The 15,680-nt window shown below is 67.0% G+C and carries 12 protein-coding genes; 11 read left to right on the top strand and 1 reads right to left on the bottom strand.

Going from position 1 to position 15,680, the window contains the following annotated elements:
- Positions 1-44: 44 nt before the first annotated feature.
- The 10 genes from E1742_RS18280 to E1742_RS18325 all read left to right on the top strand — a co-directional run bounded on the left by E1742_RS18280 (position 45) and on the right by E1742_RS18325 (position 13,244).
- Positions 45-1,682 (top strand): TldD/PmbA family protein, encoded by a 1,638-nt coding sequence (locus E1742_RS18280; RefSeq protein ID WP_134386446.1) that lies wholly within the window; start codon positions 45-47, stop codon positions 1,680-1,682.
- 16 nt (positions 1,683-1,698) lie between these two features.
- On the top strand, positions 1,699-3,036 hold the full coding sequence (locus E1742_RS18285; RefSeq protein WP_134386448.1) for a TldD/PmbA family protein: 1,338 nt from the start codon (positions 1,699-1,701) through the stop codon (positions 3,034-3,036).
- A gap of 107 nt (positions 3,037-3,143) precedes the next feature.
- A complete protein-coding gene (locus E1742_RS18290; RefSeq protein WP_134386450.1) occupies positions 3,144-4,781 on the top strand; it encodes a TldD/PmbA family protein in 1,638 nt (545 codons plus the stop codon).
- Between the two features lie 17 nt (positions 4,782-4,798).
- Positions 4,799-6,136, top strand: coding sequence for a TldD/PmbA family protein (locus tag E1742_RS18295; protein ID WP_134386452.1), 1,338 nt, complete (start codon positions 4,799-4,801; stop codon positions 6,134-6,136).
- 16 nt (positions 6,137-6,152) lie between these two features.
- Complete coding sequence (locus E1742_RS18300; protein WP_134386454.1) at positions 6,153-6,770, top strand: DUF4159 domain-containing protein; 618 nt, start codon at positions 6,153-6,155, stop codon at positions 6,768-6,770.
- A 19-nt stretch (positions 6,771-6,789) separates the two neighbouring features.
- The gene (locus E1742_RS18305; RefSeq protein WP_134386456.1) at positions 6,790-7,782 is read left to right on the top strand and encodes an AAA family ATPase; all 993 of its coding nucleotides are present in this window, start codon (positions 6,790-6,792) and stop codon (positions 7,780-7,782) included.
- A 6-nt stretch (positions 7,783-7,788) separates the two neighbouring features.
- Entirely contained in the window at positions 7,789-8,685 is an 897-nt protein-coding gene (locus tag E1742_RS18310) for a DUF58 domain-containing protein (protein WP_134386458.1), read from the top strand.
- Entirely contained in the window at positions 8,682-9,671 is a 990-nt protein-coding gene (locus tag E1742_RS18315; RefSeq protein WP_134386460.1) for a hypothetical protein, read from the top strand. The genes E1742_RS18310 and E1742_RS18315 overlap by 4 nt, the downstream gene beginning before the upstream one ends.
- Positions 9,655-11,661, top strand: a complete 2,007-nt coding sequence (locus E1742_RS18320; protein ID WP_134386462.1) for a hypothetical protein — start codon at positions 9,655-9,657, stop codon at positions 11,659-11,661. Before E1742_RS18315 ends, E1742_RS18320 begins: the two co-directional genes overlap by 17 nt.
- Positions 11,640-13,244, top strand: coding sequence for a hypothetical protein (locus tag E1742_RS18325; protein WP_134386464.1), 1,605 nt, complete (start codon positions 11,640-11,642; stop codon positions 13,242-13,244). Before E1742_RS18320 ends, E1742_RS18325 begins: the two co-directional genes overlap by 22 nt.
- A 141-nt stretch (positions 13,245-13,385) precedes the next feature.
- Here E1742_RS18325 and E1742_RS18330 read toward each other — a convergent pair whose 3' ends face one another.
- Positions 13,386-14,027, bottom strand: a complete 642-nt coding sequence (locus E1742_RS18330) for a pyridoxamine 5'-phosphate oxidase family protein (protein WP_134386466.1) — start codon at positions 14,025-14,027, stop codon at positions 13,386-13,388.
- Between the two features lie 89 nt (positions 14,028-14,116).
- On the opposite strand from E1742_RS18330, the gene pdxR reads away from it, so the two are divergent.
- Complete coding sequence (gene pdxR, locus E1742_RS18335) at positions 14,117-15,610, top strand: MocR-like pyridoxine biosynthesis transcription factor PdxR (RefSeq protein WP_134386468.1); 1,494 nt, start codon at positions 14,117-14,119, stop codon at positions 15,608-15,610.
- Positions 15,611-15,680: the final 70 nt, after the last annotated feature.

Genomic DNA, 15,680 nt, shown 5'->3' on the forward strand with positions numbered 1-15,680 from the left:
GTCAGCGGTTCATCAGCGGCTCGTGTTATTCACTTGGAGACTTTATGGAACGACGTGCATTTCTCAATCTCGGCGGCGCAGCGCTGGGCACCATGCTGTTGCCACCCTTCGGCAGGGCCATCGCGGCCGAAGAGCTGGTTCGGCCCGTGGAAACGAAGTTCAAGAAAATGCTGGCCGATACGGCGCTGACGGCGGCCACGCAGGCGGGCGCCAGCTATTGCGACGTGCGCGTGGGCCGCTACCTGAACCAGTTCATCACGACGCGCGACCTGAATATCGAGAATGTCACGAACACGGAATCGGCCGGTGTCGGCGTGCGCGTCATCGCGGGCGGCGCCTACGGTTTCGCCGCGACCAACGACATGACGCCCGACGGCGTGGCTGGCGCTGCGCGCCAGGCCGTCGCCATTGCCCGCGCCAATGCCAAACTGCAGACCGAACCGGTGCAGCTTGCACCAACACCGGGCGTCGGCGAGGTCGCATGGGCCACGCCGTTCAAGAAGGACTGGCGCACGGTGCCGATCAAGGAGAAAGCCGAGCTGCTGATCGCCGGGAACAAGGCCGGCATGGAGGCAGGCGCTTCGTTCATGCAATCGCTGCTGTTCCAGGTGAACCAGCAGAAGTACTTTGCCTCGACCGACGGTTCTTACATCGACCAGGACCTGCACCGCCTGTGGGTGCCGTTCTTCGCCACGGCCGTGGACAAGACGAGCGGCAAGTTCCGTTCGCGTTCGGGCCTGTCCACGCCGGTCGGCATGGGCTACGAATACCTGGACGGCCGCAAGGAAGACAAATTCCAGGCCGCCGGCGGCGTCACCACGCTGTACCGCAATTCGTATGACCTGATCGAGGATGCGCGCGCCGCCGGCAAACAGGCCAAGCAGAAGCTGACGGCCAAATCCGTCCAGCCGGGCAAGTACGACCTGGTGCTGTCGCCCGAACACCTATGGCTGACGATTCACGAATCCGTCGGCCACCCGACGGAGCTGGACCGCGTGCTGGGCTACGAGGCCAACTTCGCCGGCACCAGCTTCGCCACGCTGGACAAATGGCAGTCGAAGAAATTCAAGTACGGTGCCGACATCGTCAACATCGTGGCCGACAAGACGACGCCTGGCTCGCTGGGCGCGGTCGGCTACGACGACGAAGGCGTCAAGTGCAAGCGCTGGGACATCATCAAGGACGGCGTGCTGGTGAACTACCAGGCCACGCGCGACCAGGCCCACATCATCGGCGAGAAGGAATCGCACGGCTGCTCGTACGCGGACAGCTGGAGCAGCGTGCAGTTCCAGCGCATGCCGAATGTCTCGCTCCAGGCGGGCAAGAAGCAGCTGACGCCCGACCAGATGATCAAGGACGTCAAGAAGGGCATCTATATCGTCGGCGACGGTTCGTTCTCGATCGACCAGCAGCGCTATAACTTCCAGTTCGGCGGCCAGCTGTTCTACGAAATCAAGGATGGCAAGATCACGCAGCCGCTGGAAGACGTGGCCTACCAGGCCAACACGCAGGAGTTCTGGAACGCGTGCACGGCACTGTGCGATGAGCGCGACTGGCGCATGGGCGGCTCGTTCTTCGACGGCAAAGGCCAGCCGAGCCAGTCTAGCATCGTCTCGCATGGCGCCTCGACGGCACGCTTCAACGGCATCAACGTGATCAACACCGCCCGCAAGATCGGCTGATAAGAGGGACTACCAGATGAAGATGTTGAACCAGGACGATACCAAACGCATCACCGACAAGGTGCTTTCCCTCTCCAAGGCCGACGAATGCACCGTCACGATCAAGGGCGGGCGCACCGGCAATATCCGCTATGCCCGCAACGCCGTCTCCACGGCGGGCCTTGTCGAGAACACGGAAATCGCGATCTCCGTCGCCTTCGGCAAGAAGCAGGGCACCGCCAGCGTCAACGAGTTTGACGACAAGTCGCTGGAAAAGGCCGTGCGCCGGGCCGAGGACCTGGCGCGCCTGGCACCGGAAAATCCTGAATTCATGCCGACGCCTGCCGCCGTCGCATTCAAGAGCTCATCGACGTTCAGCGCGAAGACCGACGCAATCGACCCGGAATTTCGCGCCCAGGTGGCGGCCTACAGCATCGAGGCCTGCCGCAAGAACAAACTCGTCGCAGCCGGCTTCTTCACCGACGAAAGCGGATTCGAGACGATCGCCAATTCGCGCGGCGTATTCGGCCACCAGCAGCGCACCAACGTCGACTTCACTTGCACCGTACGCACGGAAGACGGCCGCGGGTCGGGCTGGGTGCGCCGCGATGCGAACGACGTGAGCAAGTTCGACGCCCGCGCCGCATCGGACGTCGCAATCGAAAAAGCCCTGCGCTCGGTGGAAGCGAAAGCGCTGGAGCCAGGCCGCTATACGGTCATCCTGGAACCGGCCGCAACCTCCGACCTGATGGCGTACATGTTCAACAGCTTCGACGCCCGCAGCGCAGATGAAGGCCGCAGCTTCCTGGCGAAGCAGGGCGGCCGGAATCGGCTGGGCGACAAGCTGTTCGACGAGCAGGTCAACGTCTGGGCCGACCCGTGGCACCCGGACGTGCCCGTGCTGCCGTGGGACGCCGAGACGATGCTGGCGCGCGAGAAGATGGACCTGATCAAAAACGGCAAGATCGCCGCGCTGAACTACTCGCCGTTCTGGGCGAAGAAGCAGGGCGCCCGCGCCGTGGGCGCACCGGGTAACATCGTCATGGCCGGCGGCAGCAAGTCCACCGCGGAACTGATCGCCAGCACGAAAAAGGGTGTGCTGGTGACCCGCACCTGGTATATCCGCATGGTCGATCCGCAATCGGTGCTGCTGACTGGCCTGACGCGCGACGGCACGTTCTACATCGAGAACGGCAAGATCAAGCATCCGATCAAGAACTTCCGCTTCAACGAAAGCCCCGTCACGATGCTGAACAATATCGACGAGCTGGGACGTCCGGAAATCCTGGCCGGCGACGAAAGCCAGTTCCAGCTCCTGATCCCGGCGATGCGGGTGCGGGACTTCAACTTCACGTCCCTCTCCGACGCCGTGTGAGGCACTGGGGACGGGCACCGCAGTCCGGTGCCTTTCCCCGACGTTAGCCACCAACCCGGATCAAAGACGTTAAAGCAGCAAACCAGGCAACAGCAACAGGAGCAACAGTGGAACGACGTACCTTCCTGAAAGTGGGCGCAGCAGCCGGTGGCACGCTGCTCGTCCCCGTCTTCGGCAACGCCATCGCGGCAGAAGAGCTGATGAACCCCATGGCCGTGCAGTTCAAGAAATCGCTGGCCGATGCCGCGATGAACGCGGCCACCAAGGCCGGCGCGTCGTATTGCGACGTGCGCATCGGCCGTTACCTGAACCAGTTCATCACGACGCGCGACGTCAACGTCGAGAACATCGTCAATACGGAATCGTCCGGCGTGGGCGTGCGCGTGCTGGCCAATGGCGCGTACGGCTTTGTGGCGACCAATGTGATGACGCCGGACGCAGTGGCCGATGCCGCCCGCCAGGCCGTGGCGATCGCCCGCGCCAACGCGCGGCTGCAGAGCGAGCCGGTGCAGCTGGCGCCCGTCAAGGGCGTCGGCGAAGTCGCATGGGCCACGCCGTTCACGAAGGACTGGCGCACGGTGCCGGTCAAGGAGAAGGCCGAGATGCTGATCGCCGCCAACAAGGCGGGCCTGGCGGCGGGCGCCACGTTCATGACGTCGATGCTGTTCCAGGTCAACCAGCAAAAGTATTTTGCATCGACGGACGGCTCGTACATCGACCAGGACGTGCACCGTCTGTGGTCGCCGTTTACCGCCACGGCCGTGGACAAGGCCAGCGGCAAGTTCCGCACGCGCGACGGCCTGTCGTCGCCGGCCGGCATGGGCTATGAGTTCTTCGACGCGCAGCCGCGCCACAAGGTGCGCGCCGCCGGCGGCGTCACCACGCTGTACCACGGTGCCTACGACATCGTCGAGGATGCGAAAGCCGCGGGCCGCCAGGCGCGCGAGAAGCTGACGGCGAAGAGCGTCGAGCCGGGCAAGTACGATCTGGTGCTCTCGCCCGAACACCTGTTCCTGACGATCCACGAATCCGTCGGCCACGCCACGGAGCTCGACCGGGTGCTGGGCTACGAGGCCAATTACGCCGGCACCAGCTTTGCCACGCTGGACAAATGGCAGTCGAAAAAATTCAAGTATGGTTCCGATATCGTCAATTTCGTGGCCGACCGCACCACGCCGGGCTCGCTGGGCGCCGTCGGCTACGATGATGAAGGCGTGCCAGGCAAGCGCTGGGACATCATCAAAAATGGCGTGCTGGTGAACTATCAGGCCACGCGCGACCAGGCCCACATCATCGGCGAGAAGGAGTCGCACGGCTGCTCGTTTGCCGACAGCTGGAGCAGCGTGCAGTTCCAGCGCATGCCCAACGTGTCGCTTGCCGCTGGCGCGAACAAGCTGACGCCGGACGAACTGGTGAAAGATGTCAAAAAAGGCATCTATATCCTTGGCCGCGGCTCTTACTCCATCGACCAGCAGCGCTACAACTTCCAGTTCGGCGGCCAGCTTTTCTATGAAATCAAGGATGGGAAGATCACGCAGCAGCTGGGCGACGTGGCCTACCAGGCCAATACGCAGGAATTCTGGAACGCCTGCACGGCCATGTGCGACGAGCGCGACTGGCGCATGGGCGGCTCCTTCTTCGATGGCAAGGGCCAGCCGAGCCAGATCAGCGCCGTGTCGCATGGATCGAGCACGACGCGCTTCAACGGCATCAACGTGATCAACACGGCGCGCAAGATCGCCTGACCCCACAAGAAAACGTCATGAAATTACTGAACCAGGATGAAGCAAAGCGCATCAGCGCCAAGGTGATGGCGCTGACGAAAGCCGACGAATGCCGCGTGTCGATCTCCGGCTCGCGCAAGGGCAATGTGCGCTATGCGCGCAACAGCGTCTCGACGGCGGGGCTGGTGGAGGACACGCAGCTGTCCGTCTCCGTCGCCTTCGGCAAGCGCCAGGGCACGGCGCAGATCAACGAGTTCGACGACAAGTCGCTGGAAAAGGCCGTGCGCCGCGCCGAGGAAGTGGCGCGTCTGGCACCGGAAAACCCGGAGTTCATGCCGGCCGTCGGCAAACAGGAATTCCGCGCCACGCCAACCTACAACAAGAACGCCGATGCCTTCAGCCCCGAATACCGGGCCGAAATGGCGTTCCAGAGCATTGACGCGGCACGCAAGAAGGGCCTTGTCGCCGCCGGCTTCTTCTCAGACAGCACGGGCTTCGAATGCATCGCCAACTCGAATGGCGTGTTCGGCTACCAGGAACTGGCCAGCCTGAATTTCACCGTGACGACGCGCACGGAAGACGGCCGGGGCTCGGGCTGGGTCAACCGCGCGGCCTACGACCCGAAAAGCTTCGATGCCCGCGCCGCTTCCGAGATCGCCATCGAGAAGGCGCTGCGTTCCGTCGAGGCCAAGGCGCTGGAGCCGGGCCGCTACACAGTGGTGCTGGAGCCGTCGGCATCGTCCGATATGCTCAACTTCATGTTTGGCGCGTTCGATGCCCGCCAGGCCGACGAAGGCCGCAGCTTCCTGGCGAAGAAGGGCGGTGGCAACCGCCTGGGCGACCGGCTGTTCGACGAGAAGGTCAACGTCTGGGCCGACCCGTGGGACGCCAACGCGCCCGTGCTGCCGTGGGAACAGCAGTCGATGATGGCACGCCGGAAAACGGACCTGATCAAAAATGGCCAGGTGGCGTCGCTCGACTACGACCGCTACTGGGCGCAGAAGTCCGGCAAGCCGGCCAGCGCCGATCACGGCAACATCATCATGGCCGGCGGCAGCAAGTCCACCGAACAGCTGATCGCGGAAACCAGGAAGGGCATCCTCGTCACGCGCACGTGGTATATCCGCATGGTCGATCCGCAGTCGGTGCTGCTGACCGGGTTGACGCGCGACGGCACGTTCTACATCGAGAACGGCAAGATCCGCCACCCGATCAAGAACTTCCGCTTCAATGAGAGCCCTGTCGTCATGCTGAACAATATCGACGAGCTGGGCAAACCGATGCTGATCGGCGACGCGAATTCGCGCTTCCGCATGATGATTCCGGCGATGCGCGTGCGCGACTTCAACTTCACGTCGCTGTCGGACGCCGTCTGACGCGCGGGAGCACGGCTTGGCATACGATTTCTATTTCACGCGCCTGACCTACGAGTCGGGCGACTGGGATGTGGATATCCGCATGCCAAGCAATGTGCTGAACTCCCTCGTCGAGTACACGACGTTGAAAGTCGATACGACGGAGCGGATCGTCGCGTTATCCGACCCGAAGATGCTGGAGGCGCCGTTCTGCTACCTGGCCGGCCACAAGCTGGTGCAGTTCACGGACGCGGAACGCAAGAACTTCGAGCGCTACGTGAAGGGTGGCGGTTTTGTCTTTGTCGACGACTGCAACCACGATATCGACGGGCTCTTTGCGAAATCGTTCGAGGCGGAGATGGCGCGCATCTTCGGCGCGAAAGCCCTGCACAGGATTCCCAACACGCATCCGCTGTATTCGTGCTTCTTCCGTTTCGACGGGCCGCCCAACACGGGGATGGAGCTCAATGGCTGGGGCGACGACCTGGTGCACGAGTACCTGCAGGCGATCGAGGTGAAGGGCCGCATCGGAGTCTTGTACAGCAACAAGGACTACGGCTGCGAGTGGGACTACGACTTCCGCAACAAGCGCTGGCTGGCGGTCGATAACACGCGGTTTGCGGTGAACATCATTCAGTACGCATTGGGAGCATGAGGGAATGGCGGAAAGCGGCATGAATATCGAGTGGAACGAACAGGAAATCGCGGCGCTGACGAACAAGGTGAAAGCGCTGCGCGCCAGCATGAGCAGCGTCATCGTCGGCCAGCATGAGGTGATCGAGTCGCTCTTGATTTGCCTGCTGGCGGGCGGTCACGCGCTGGTCGAGGGCGTGCCGGGGCTGGGCAAGACGCTGCTGGTCAAATCGCTGGCGCAGGCCACGGACATGCAGTTCCGCCGCGTGCAGTTCACGCCTGACCTGATGCCCTCCGATATCGTCGGCACGGAGATCCTGGAAGAGGATACGGCCACGCGCAAGCGCGAGTTCCGCTTCCAGCAGGGGCCGGTGTTCACGCAGGTGCTGCTGGCCGACGAGATCAACCGCGCGCCGCCGAAAACGCAGTCCGCACTGCTGGAAGCGATGCAGGAACGCGCCGTGACGTTCGCCGGCCAGACCCATGAACTGCCGCGCCCCTTCTTCGTGCTGGCGACGCAGAACCCGATCGAGCAGGCCGGCACGTATCCACTGCCGGAAGCGCAGCTGGACCGCTTCCTGCTGCGCATCGACGTGGGCTATCCGAGCGAGGACGAAGAGATCGCCATGGTCTCGAACACCACGCATGGCGCGCTGCAGGATGCGCCGGCCGCAATGGACGTGGCCGCGCTGCTGCGCCTGCAGGCGCTGGTACGCGACATCGAAATCGGCGAGCACCTGCTGCGCTACGCAACGCGCCTCGTGCGTGCGACGCGGCCGGCCGAAACGTCCGTCGATGCCGTCAAGAAGCACGTCGGCTGGGGTGCCGGTCCCCGCGCCGGCCAGGCGCTGGTGCTGGCATCGAAAGCGCGCGCACTGATGCATGGCCGCCTGGCCGTCACGCGCGACGATATCGCCGCAATGCTGCTGCCGGTGCTGGCGCACCGCGTGCTGCGCAACTTCGAAGCGGAAGCGGACGGCGTGGCCATGGCCGACATCCTGGCGCACCTGCTCGACCGGATCAAACCCGCCTAAGTACCGATGCTGCAAACGCCCGCGTTGCTGGCGCACGCCGCCAATCTCGACCTCGTGATCCGCCACGTGCTGGCGGGACTCGGCCATGGCATTCACGCCGGCCGCGAACGGGGTGCGGGCGTCGAGTTTTCCGAGTACCGTGCCTACGCGCCGGGCGACGAATGGCGCCGTGTCGACTGGAAGCTGCTGGCGCGGGCCGACCGATACTATGTGCGCGAGGCGGAGCGCGACAGCCACGTGGCCGCCTGGCTGTGGCTCGATGCCAGCGCCTCGATGGCGGAACCCAGCTACCAGATCAAGGGACTGGATAAATTGTGGACGGCACGCACGGCGCTGGCCTGCGTTGCCGCGATTGCGCAGCGTCAGGGCGACGCGTTCGGGCTGGTGGTCTGCGGCGACGGCCGGGCGGAGGTCACGCCCGCCGCGCGCGGTCCACGCCAGTTGCAGCGCGTGCTGGCTGCGTTGGCGCGTACCTCCGCCAGTGGCGGCCTGCCCGATGCGACGGCGCTGAAGACGGCGCTGCGCATTGCCGCCGCGCCGGCCATCGTGTTTGCCGCCACCGATTGCCTGGACTGGCCGTCGCCGCTGTCCGAGGCGCTGCAACGGTTGCGGCACCTGCGCCACGACGTGCGCGTGCTGGCGCTGCGCACCCAGGCCGAAGTGGACGGCAGTTTCCCGTCCGGTGTGGCTTACCGCGAGCGCGAAGGCGCGGCGACCTTGCATCGGTTGCTGGCTACGGACCGTGAAACCTACCGCGACAGCGCCTACGCCCATTTCGCCGGCGTGGCGGCGCATTGCCGCCAGCACGACATCGCGCTGACCGAAGCGCGCATCGAGCAGCCGCTGGAAGCCGTGTTGCGTTCCTGGCTGCGGCCGCCGTCCGCGCGGGGAGCACGTCGATGACCAGCCTGCAGCCATGGTGGTGGGCCGCGTTGCCCGTGCTGCTGTTGCCGCTGTGGTGGCACCGGCAGAAGCGCCAGCGCACGGCGGCCGAGCTGCTGGCAACGGCGCGCTTCCTGCCGTCGTCCGCGCCGCAGCAGCGCCGCATCTGGCGCTGGACCGATGTGCTGCTGCTGATTGTCCGTCTGGCGCTGCTGGTGGCGCTGATTGCGTGGCTGGCAGTGACAGTCTTCCCGTGGCGCGGCAATACGGTGCTCGTAGCTACCGGGCTGGACCCGGCCTGGGTGGAACGGCAGATTGCATCGGCGCGCATGCAGGATGCCACCCGGATCGCGCTGCCGCCGCGCGTGCTGGACTGGCTGCACCGGAACGAACATGCATGGCGTGACGACGCCCGCATCCTTGTGCTGGCACGCTCGGGCGACGTGCCGATGCCGGCGCATCCGCCGCAGTTCGATCGCGGCATCACCTTCCGGCTGGCGCCAGCCGCGCCACCGCCGCCGCGCGTGCATCACGTCGTCCTTGCGACGGAAGACGCGCGCTGGCAGGCGCTGTTCGCCGCCTTCGGCGCGGCGGGTGAACGGTACGAGATCGCCACGGCACCCACGGCGCAAACTGAATTGATCGTCTGGGACCGGCCCGGGGCGCCGCCCGCAGGCTGGAAGGCGCCGCACTGGTGGCGCAGCGGCGGCATCGGCAAGCAAGTGCGGGCGGCGGGACTTCAGCTGACGTATGCCGACACGCCGCAAGGCCGCAACTGGTCGGGCATGCCATGGCCGCCCGCCAGCGCCGCCGATGCGGCCTCGCTGCACGAGGCGTGGCAGGCGCTGGCAGTGGCGCCATTGCCGTATCCGTTGCCGGCATTGGAGACGACGCCGGCACACGCCTCTTCCGCTGCTGCCGACGGTACGCGCGCGCCCTGGTGGCCCTGGCTGCTGCTGGGTTTATTCATCCTCGAACGCCTGCTTGCCCATGCACGCCGAACCTGATCTGCACAGCGCCATCGAGCGGCCCCTGTGGCACGCCGTGCTGCGCAGGCGTGTGCCATGGTGGCTGGCATCCGTCGTACCCGCGCTGGCGACGCTCCCGGCATCCGTGCCGGCCGGCCTGGCGCTGCTTGCCGGCGCGGTTGCCTGGGCAGCTTGGGACGCGCGCCACTGGCGCCAGCGCACGGCAACGCAATGGCCACGCTGGCTCGACGATGCCGTACCCGCGCTGGAGGACAGCAGCGGCCTGCTGGCAACGTCGTCCACGTCCCCGCTGGCGAACCTGCAGCGCGCCCGCCTTGCGGCGCGCCTGCGTGAGGCCGTGGGACCGGCGCAGTTTGCCGCCATCGCCCGCGCGCAAACGCCCACGAGCTGGTGGCCGGCCGCACTGGCTACGCTCGCTGCCGTCGCGGTCTGGCTGGTGCCGGCCGGCCAGCGCACGGCACCGCGCGAGGCGGTAGGGGCACGGCAGCCGGCAGCCGTTGCGGCGGTGCTGACAATGAAGGTGGTCCCGCCCCGGTACACGGGCGTGCAGCCGTACGACACGGCGCCGCGCGATTTGCAGGTACCGCGTTACAGCGCTGTCCAGTGGTGCGCGAAGGGTGCCGGAACCACCGTACAGCTGGGCGATGGCACCGCGTTGAACGTGGCCTCCGGTGCATGCGCGCAGTGGCACGCGCTGGACGCTGTCTCGTGGCGCAGCGGCGCGCTCCGTCACGACATCCGCGTCAAGGCGGATCAGCCGCCGACGGTGTCCGTGGCCGCGCCGACGGAAGCGGTGCACCAGCTCGCGCCCACCAGGGCAACGGTACGGATCGCGGTGGCGGCACGGGACGATTACGGCATCGCCCGTGCGACCCTGCATCTCACACTGGCACGCGGCAGCGGCGAGAGCATCCGCTTCAGCGACCGCGAAGTGCCGCTGCCGCAGGGGCGCGATGCGCGGCGGCGCGACTGGCAGAAGGACTGGACCTTGAGTGAGCTGGGCATGGAGCCGGGCGACGAGCTGTATTTCTTCGTGCGCGCGACCGACAACGATCCCGAACATCCGCACACGGTGCAGTCGCCCACGCACACCTTGCGGTTGCCGGGACCGGAGGCGGAAGCGCTGGATTCGTCCGCGCTGCCCGGCATGGTCAAGCCGGAGAACCTGCGCAGCCAGCGCCAGATCATCATCGACACGGAACAACTGGTGGCGGACATGCGCGGCAAGCTGCCGGCCGCCGTCGTGCGCGAACGCAGCGAGGGCATCGCTGCCGACCAGGCGCAGTTGCGGCGCCGCTATGGCCAGTTCCTGGGCGAAGAATCGACGCTGTTCGGCGACGAGCATGAGGAGCACGCGGGACACGACGATCATGACGAACACAAGCCGATGAACGGCGCCACGAATATGGCGGCGCAGTTTGGCCACGCCCACGACATGGAAGACAATGCGACGATCTTCGACCCGCAGACCAAGACGGTACTGCGGCGCGCGCTGAGCGCCATGTGGGACGCGGAAAAAGCGCTGCGGGCGATCGCGCCATCGTCCGCGCTGCCGCCTGAATACAAGGCGCTGGCGGCGATCAAGGCATTGCAGCAGGCCGAAAGGGTGTATCTGCACCGGGCCGCGTTCGAGCCGCCCCCCATCAAGGAGGACAAGCGGCTGAGCGGCGATACGGCAGGTGCGGCCAGCTATCGCCGCGCGCAGGTGGCGGCAAGTGGTACGGCCGGTTCGGCCGACGTGCGCTCGCTTGCCGGGGCGCTGTCTGGCGATGGGGCGCTGCCCGCGCTGTGGAGCCGGACGGCGGTCGATGCACTCAACCGGCTGCCGGGCGAGGATGCGAAACTGGCCGCGCAGCGCGCCGTGCAGGACGTGGCCGACGGCTGCGTACCGTGCCGCGGCACGTTGCGCGCCTGGCTGCGCGCCACGTTGCCCGCCAACCCCGTGCTGCAGGCGCAGCCCGAGCCGGACACGCCGTTGAGCCGCGCATGGCAAGGAGCGCCGCGATGACGCCGCTCGTCATGGCTGCTGCCGGCGCCGCCGTCGTCAGCGCTGCCCTGTATCTGCGCCGGCGGCGCTGGCTCGACGCCGCGCTGACGGCGACGGCAGGCGCTGCGCTGGCAGCCCTGCTGGCACTGCCGGTCCAGGACGCGCCGCGCGGGGGCGACATCGTCACGCTGGCCGACGGCGCCGCGCTGACCGACGTGGCGGGCGCCCGCGCGCTGGCGGTCCAGGGCCACGGCCTGCGCGATGCCGAGTGGCGCGACCTGCCGGCATTGCCCGTCACGTGGCAGGCGCCGCGCGACGAACTGCTGCGCCTCGACTTCCCGCGCACGCTGGCGCTGGGCCGCACGTTCGCGCTGACGGCACGCCGCGACGGCGCCGTTGCCGGCCCATGGCGCCTGCAACTGCTGGCGGAAAACGGCGTGGTGCTGCATGAAGCGAAAGGGAGTGACGCGGCGCTGACGGTGCAATGGCTGCCGCCGCTGGCCGAACGCCTGCTGCTGCGCGCCCGCCTGCTGGATGGCGCGGGCAAGACGCTGCACGAAGGGCCGGTGCCGCTGGCGGTCGTGGACGCGCTGCCGCTGCATCTGGTCGGCCGCTTCGGTGCGCCATCGTTCGATACGCGCGTGCTGAACGACCTGCTGACGGCCAGCGGCGCGGTGCTCGACTGGCAGACGGTGCTGGGCAAGACGGTCACACGCAGCGAGGGCGCGGCCGCGCTTGCGGTGCCGCCGAATGCGACGGTGATCGACGCCGGCTGGTTCGAGCGGCAGGGGACGGGCGCACGTGCCGCCCTGTTGGCGCAGGTGGCGCAAGGCATGCCGCTGATCGTCCTGGGCGGGAACGCCGGCGCGCCCGCCGTCTGGCAGGATGCAGTGACGTTGCGGCTGGTCGAACAATCGGCCACGACGGAACAGGAAGACACACGGCATCTGCGCGTGGGCGACGACGTGCTGGCGCTGGCTCCCGCATCGTGGAATCCCGCCGCGGGTGCCGGCTGGGCGGTCCTGGCCAGCGACCGGGATGGCAAGCCGTGGCTGTGGCAGCGCCCGTGGCAGGGCGGACGTATTGTCTGGCTGGGTGTCGCGGGGTGGCACCGGCATGCGATCACGGCGCCGCAGGCGCTGAGCGTCTGGTGGCAGCAGGTCTTTGATCTCGCGTCGCGGGGTACGGCGCGGCCGGTCGGCTGGGTGGCACCCGATCCGATGCCCGTGCCCGGCTTGCGCACGGAACTGTGCGCCCATGGTATGCGCCCCGGCAGCGCGGTGCAGGTCGAGTCGCACGCACTGGCGTGGCAGACGCGTGCCGATCGCGCGGGGGCGGCGTGCGTGGCGATCTGGCCGCGGCAGGCGGGCTGGCTGGGCGTGCGGTCTGAAGGGGCCGCCACGTATACCTACGTTTATGACAGAGGCGACTGGCCTGCGTGGCAGAAGGCGTTGCGGCAGGATGCGACGGCGCGGTATGTGGCGCGGGCGCTGCCGGGTGGTGACCGTCAAGCGCCAGCTCCGATTCGCATCGTACCCGCCTGGCCGTTCGCGTTGTTGCTGGGTGCTGCGTTGCTGGGCCTCTGGTGGCGCGAACGGCGCTGACCGGGGAGCGCTGCAGGTCGGGGGCGGCACCCGAAGGTCGGCCCGCCGCGGGGCCAGTCGCCAGCGGATCCCGCAGGCTCGATGCATCTGGGGACTGGCTCCCGCAAGGTGCCTGTCCCCGACGTTCGGCAACCGAAGCCCCTAGCCCCGCCAAGCCTGCACGTAGGCAGGAGCCGGCACCGTACACCCTTCGTCCACCACCGGCATTCCATGCGCCGCTTTCAGCGGCAGCACGCCCGCCCACACGGGAAGCTGCATGTCTTCCTCGTCATCCTTCGGCGGCCCCGTGCGCGTCTTGCAGGCCGCTTCCGCCAGCGCGATGCGCATGACGGTGGTGGCGGCGTATTCCTTGTCGTTGCCGGCGCGGACTTCACGCTGCCGGCCTGGCGCCATGTGCTCCATGAACGCTTCCATCGCCACGCGCTTGTGCGCCTCGTCCACGGCCTCGAAGCGCCCGTAGATCATCGCCGAGCGATAGTTCATCGAGTGATTGAACGCCGCGCGCGCCAGCACGAGACCATCGACGTGCGTGATCGTCACGCAGCATTCCTGCTCCTGCAGTCGTTTCAGCATCCTGCTGCCGTTGGAGCCGTGGATATACAGCCAGTCGCCGTCGCGCCAGCATGCCGTCGGGATGCAGTGGCTGCCATTGGCGTCGGCAAAGGCGATGTGGCAGACATAGGCACTGTCGACGATCGCGTGCAGCAGGGTGCGGTCATAGGACGCATAGTCGGCGACGCGTTTCACCTGCGTGCGGGGCGTGGGGGCGGAAGGTTTATTCATGATCTCCAGTCGGTTGGTTGAAGCCGCAATATAATGGCTAGGCTGGCTCCTGCAACAGGTCCAGCGATCATTAATCAAATGGAGCCACGATGGATTACGCGCTGCTGCTGTCAAGCTTCGACCGGGAACATGGCCACCGCAGCTGGCCGCGCCAGCGCCTGCTGCACGAATGCCTGCGCTGGGCGATCCGCGACGGCACGCTGGCGCCGGGCACGCGGCTGGTGGCAACGCGCACTTTGGCCAGTGAACTGGGCGTGGCCCGCAATACCGTGCTGTATGCGTATGAGCAGTTGGCCAGCGAGGGCTTTGTCGTCCCGGACCGGCGCGGCACCGTGGTCGCGCAGCTGGCCGCGGCGGGCGGTAACCGCAAGACAGCGCCGGTGCCGCAGGCGGGATTGTCGCGCCGCGCGCGCAACCTGCGCCACGTCAGCAACAGCGCCAGCGACGGGATGCCGTTCGTGCCGGGCGTGCCGGACTTGGCCAGTTTTCCGCTGGCCCTTTGGCGCCGCCTGCTGGACCGGGCCTGGCGCGGCCTCGATACCGCACAGCTGAATTACAGCGATCCGGCCGGCGAGCCGGCATTGCGGGCCGCGATCGCGGATCATCTGCGGGCGTCGCGCGGCGTCGTCTGCGAAGCGGCCCAGGTATTCATCACGGACGGAAGCCAGAGCAGCCTCGATCTGTGCGCGCGGGCGTGCGCCGACGAAGGCGACGTCGTCTGGATCGAGAATCCCGGCTATGGAGGTGCGCTGGCCGCCTTCCGTGGTGCCGGGCTGACGATCGAGGGCATCGACGTGGATGAGGAAGGCATGGCGCCCACGGTCCAGGACTGGCGCACGCGTCCCCCGCGCCTGGTCTACGCCACGCCTTCGCATCAGTATCCGGTGGGGACGGTGCTGTCGCTGGCGCGGCGCATGGCGCTGATCGACGGTGCGCGTGCGGCGGGTGCGCTGATCGTCGAAGACGACTACGACAGCGAATTTCGCCACGACGGTCCACCGTTGGCCGCGATGCAGGGCCTGGCGCCGGACGCGCCCGTGCTGTACTGCGGCACCTTCAGCAAGACGATGTTCCCGGGGATGCGCATCGGCTTTCTCGTCGTGCCGCCGGAGCTGGCGCCGCAACTGGCGGCCATGCGTGCGCAGTCGGCGGCGGCGGGCCGCGTAGCCGAGCAGCTGGCGCTGGCGCAATTTCTCACCAGCGGCCAGTTCGCACTGCACCTGCGCCGCATGCGCCGGCTGTACCGCCAGCGGCGCGACGCGCTGGTCGCGGCGCTCGAGCTGCATCTGGGACGGATCGCCGAAGTGCATGGCGCGTCGGCCGGCATGCACCTGTCGCTGCGGTTCACCGACGCCGCGTTATCGGACGTGGCAATCGTCGAGCGCGCGCGGGAAGAGGGGATTGTCGTCAATGCGCTGTCGACGCATGCCGTGCAAGGTACGACGGCGTGGAACGGCTTGATGCTGGGCTACGCGCAGGTGCCGGCGGAGCGGATGGAGGAACTGGTAAAGCGGCTGGCCGCCGTGATCCACCTGGCAGCGTATAAAACCGGTGACAGGCTCCGGTTTTCGGTAAACCGGTGACAGGCTCCTATTTTCTGAAAAATAGGAGCCTGGCACCGGTTTCAAAACAAAACAGGAGCCTGGCACCGGT

It is taken from the genome of Pseudoduganella plicata (genome assembly GCF_004421005.1).
Taxonomy (GTDB): Bacteria; Pseudomonadota; Gammaproteobacteria; order Burkholderiales; family Burkholderiaceae_D; genus Rugamonas; species Rugamonas plicata.

What these genes read in the sequence shown, in the direction of transcription:
- E1742_RS18280 (WP_134386446.1), top strand. Translation starts at nt 45, where the DNA reads ATGGAACGACGTGCATTTCTCAATCTCGGCGGCGCAGCGCTGGGCACC.
- E1742_RS18285 (WP_134386448.1), top strand. Translation starts at nt 1,699, where the DNA reads ATGAAGATGTTGAACCAGGACGATACCAAACGCATCACCGACAAGGTG.
- E1742_RS18295 (WP_134386452.1), top strand. Translation starts at nt 4,799, where the DNA reads ATGAAATTACTGAACCAGGATGAAGCAAAGCGCATCAGCGCCAAGGTG.
- E1742_RS18305 (WP_134386456.1), top strand. Translation starts at nt 6,790, where the DNA reads ATGAATATCGAGTGGAACGAACAGGAAATCGCGGCGCTGACGAACAAG.
- E1742_RS18310 (WP_134386458.1), top strand. Translation starts at nt 7,789, where the DNA reads ATGCTGCAAACGCCCGCGTTGCTGGCGCACGCCGCCAATCTCGACCTC.
- E1742_RS18315 (WP_134386460.1), top strand. Translation starts at nt 8,682, where the DNA reads ATGACCAGCCTGCAGCCATGGTGGTGGGCCGCGTTGCCCGTGCTGCTG.
- E1742_RS18320 (WP_134386462.1), top strand. Translation starts at nt 9,655, where the DNA reads ATGCACGCCGAACCTGATCTGCACAGCGCCATCGAGCGGCCCCTGTGG.
- E1742_RS18325 (WP_134386464.1), top strand. Translation starts at nt 11,640, where the DNA reads ATGGCAAGGAGCGCCGCGATGACGCCGCTCGTCATGGCTGCTGCCGGC.
- E1742_RS18330 (WP_134386466.1), bottom strand. Translation starts at nt 14,027, where the DNA reads ATGAATAAACCTTCCGCCCCCACGCCCCGCACGCAGGTGAAACGCGTC.
- pdxR (WP_134386468.1), top strand. Translation starts at nt 14,117, where the DNA reads ATGGATTACGCGCTGCTGCTGTCAAGCTTCGACCGGGAACATGGCCAC.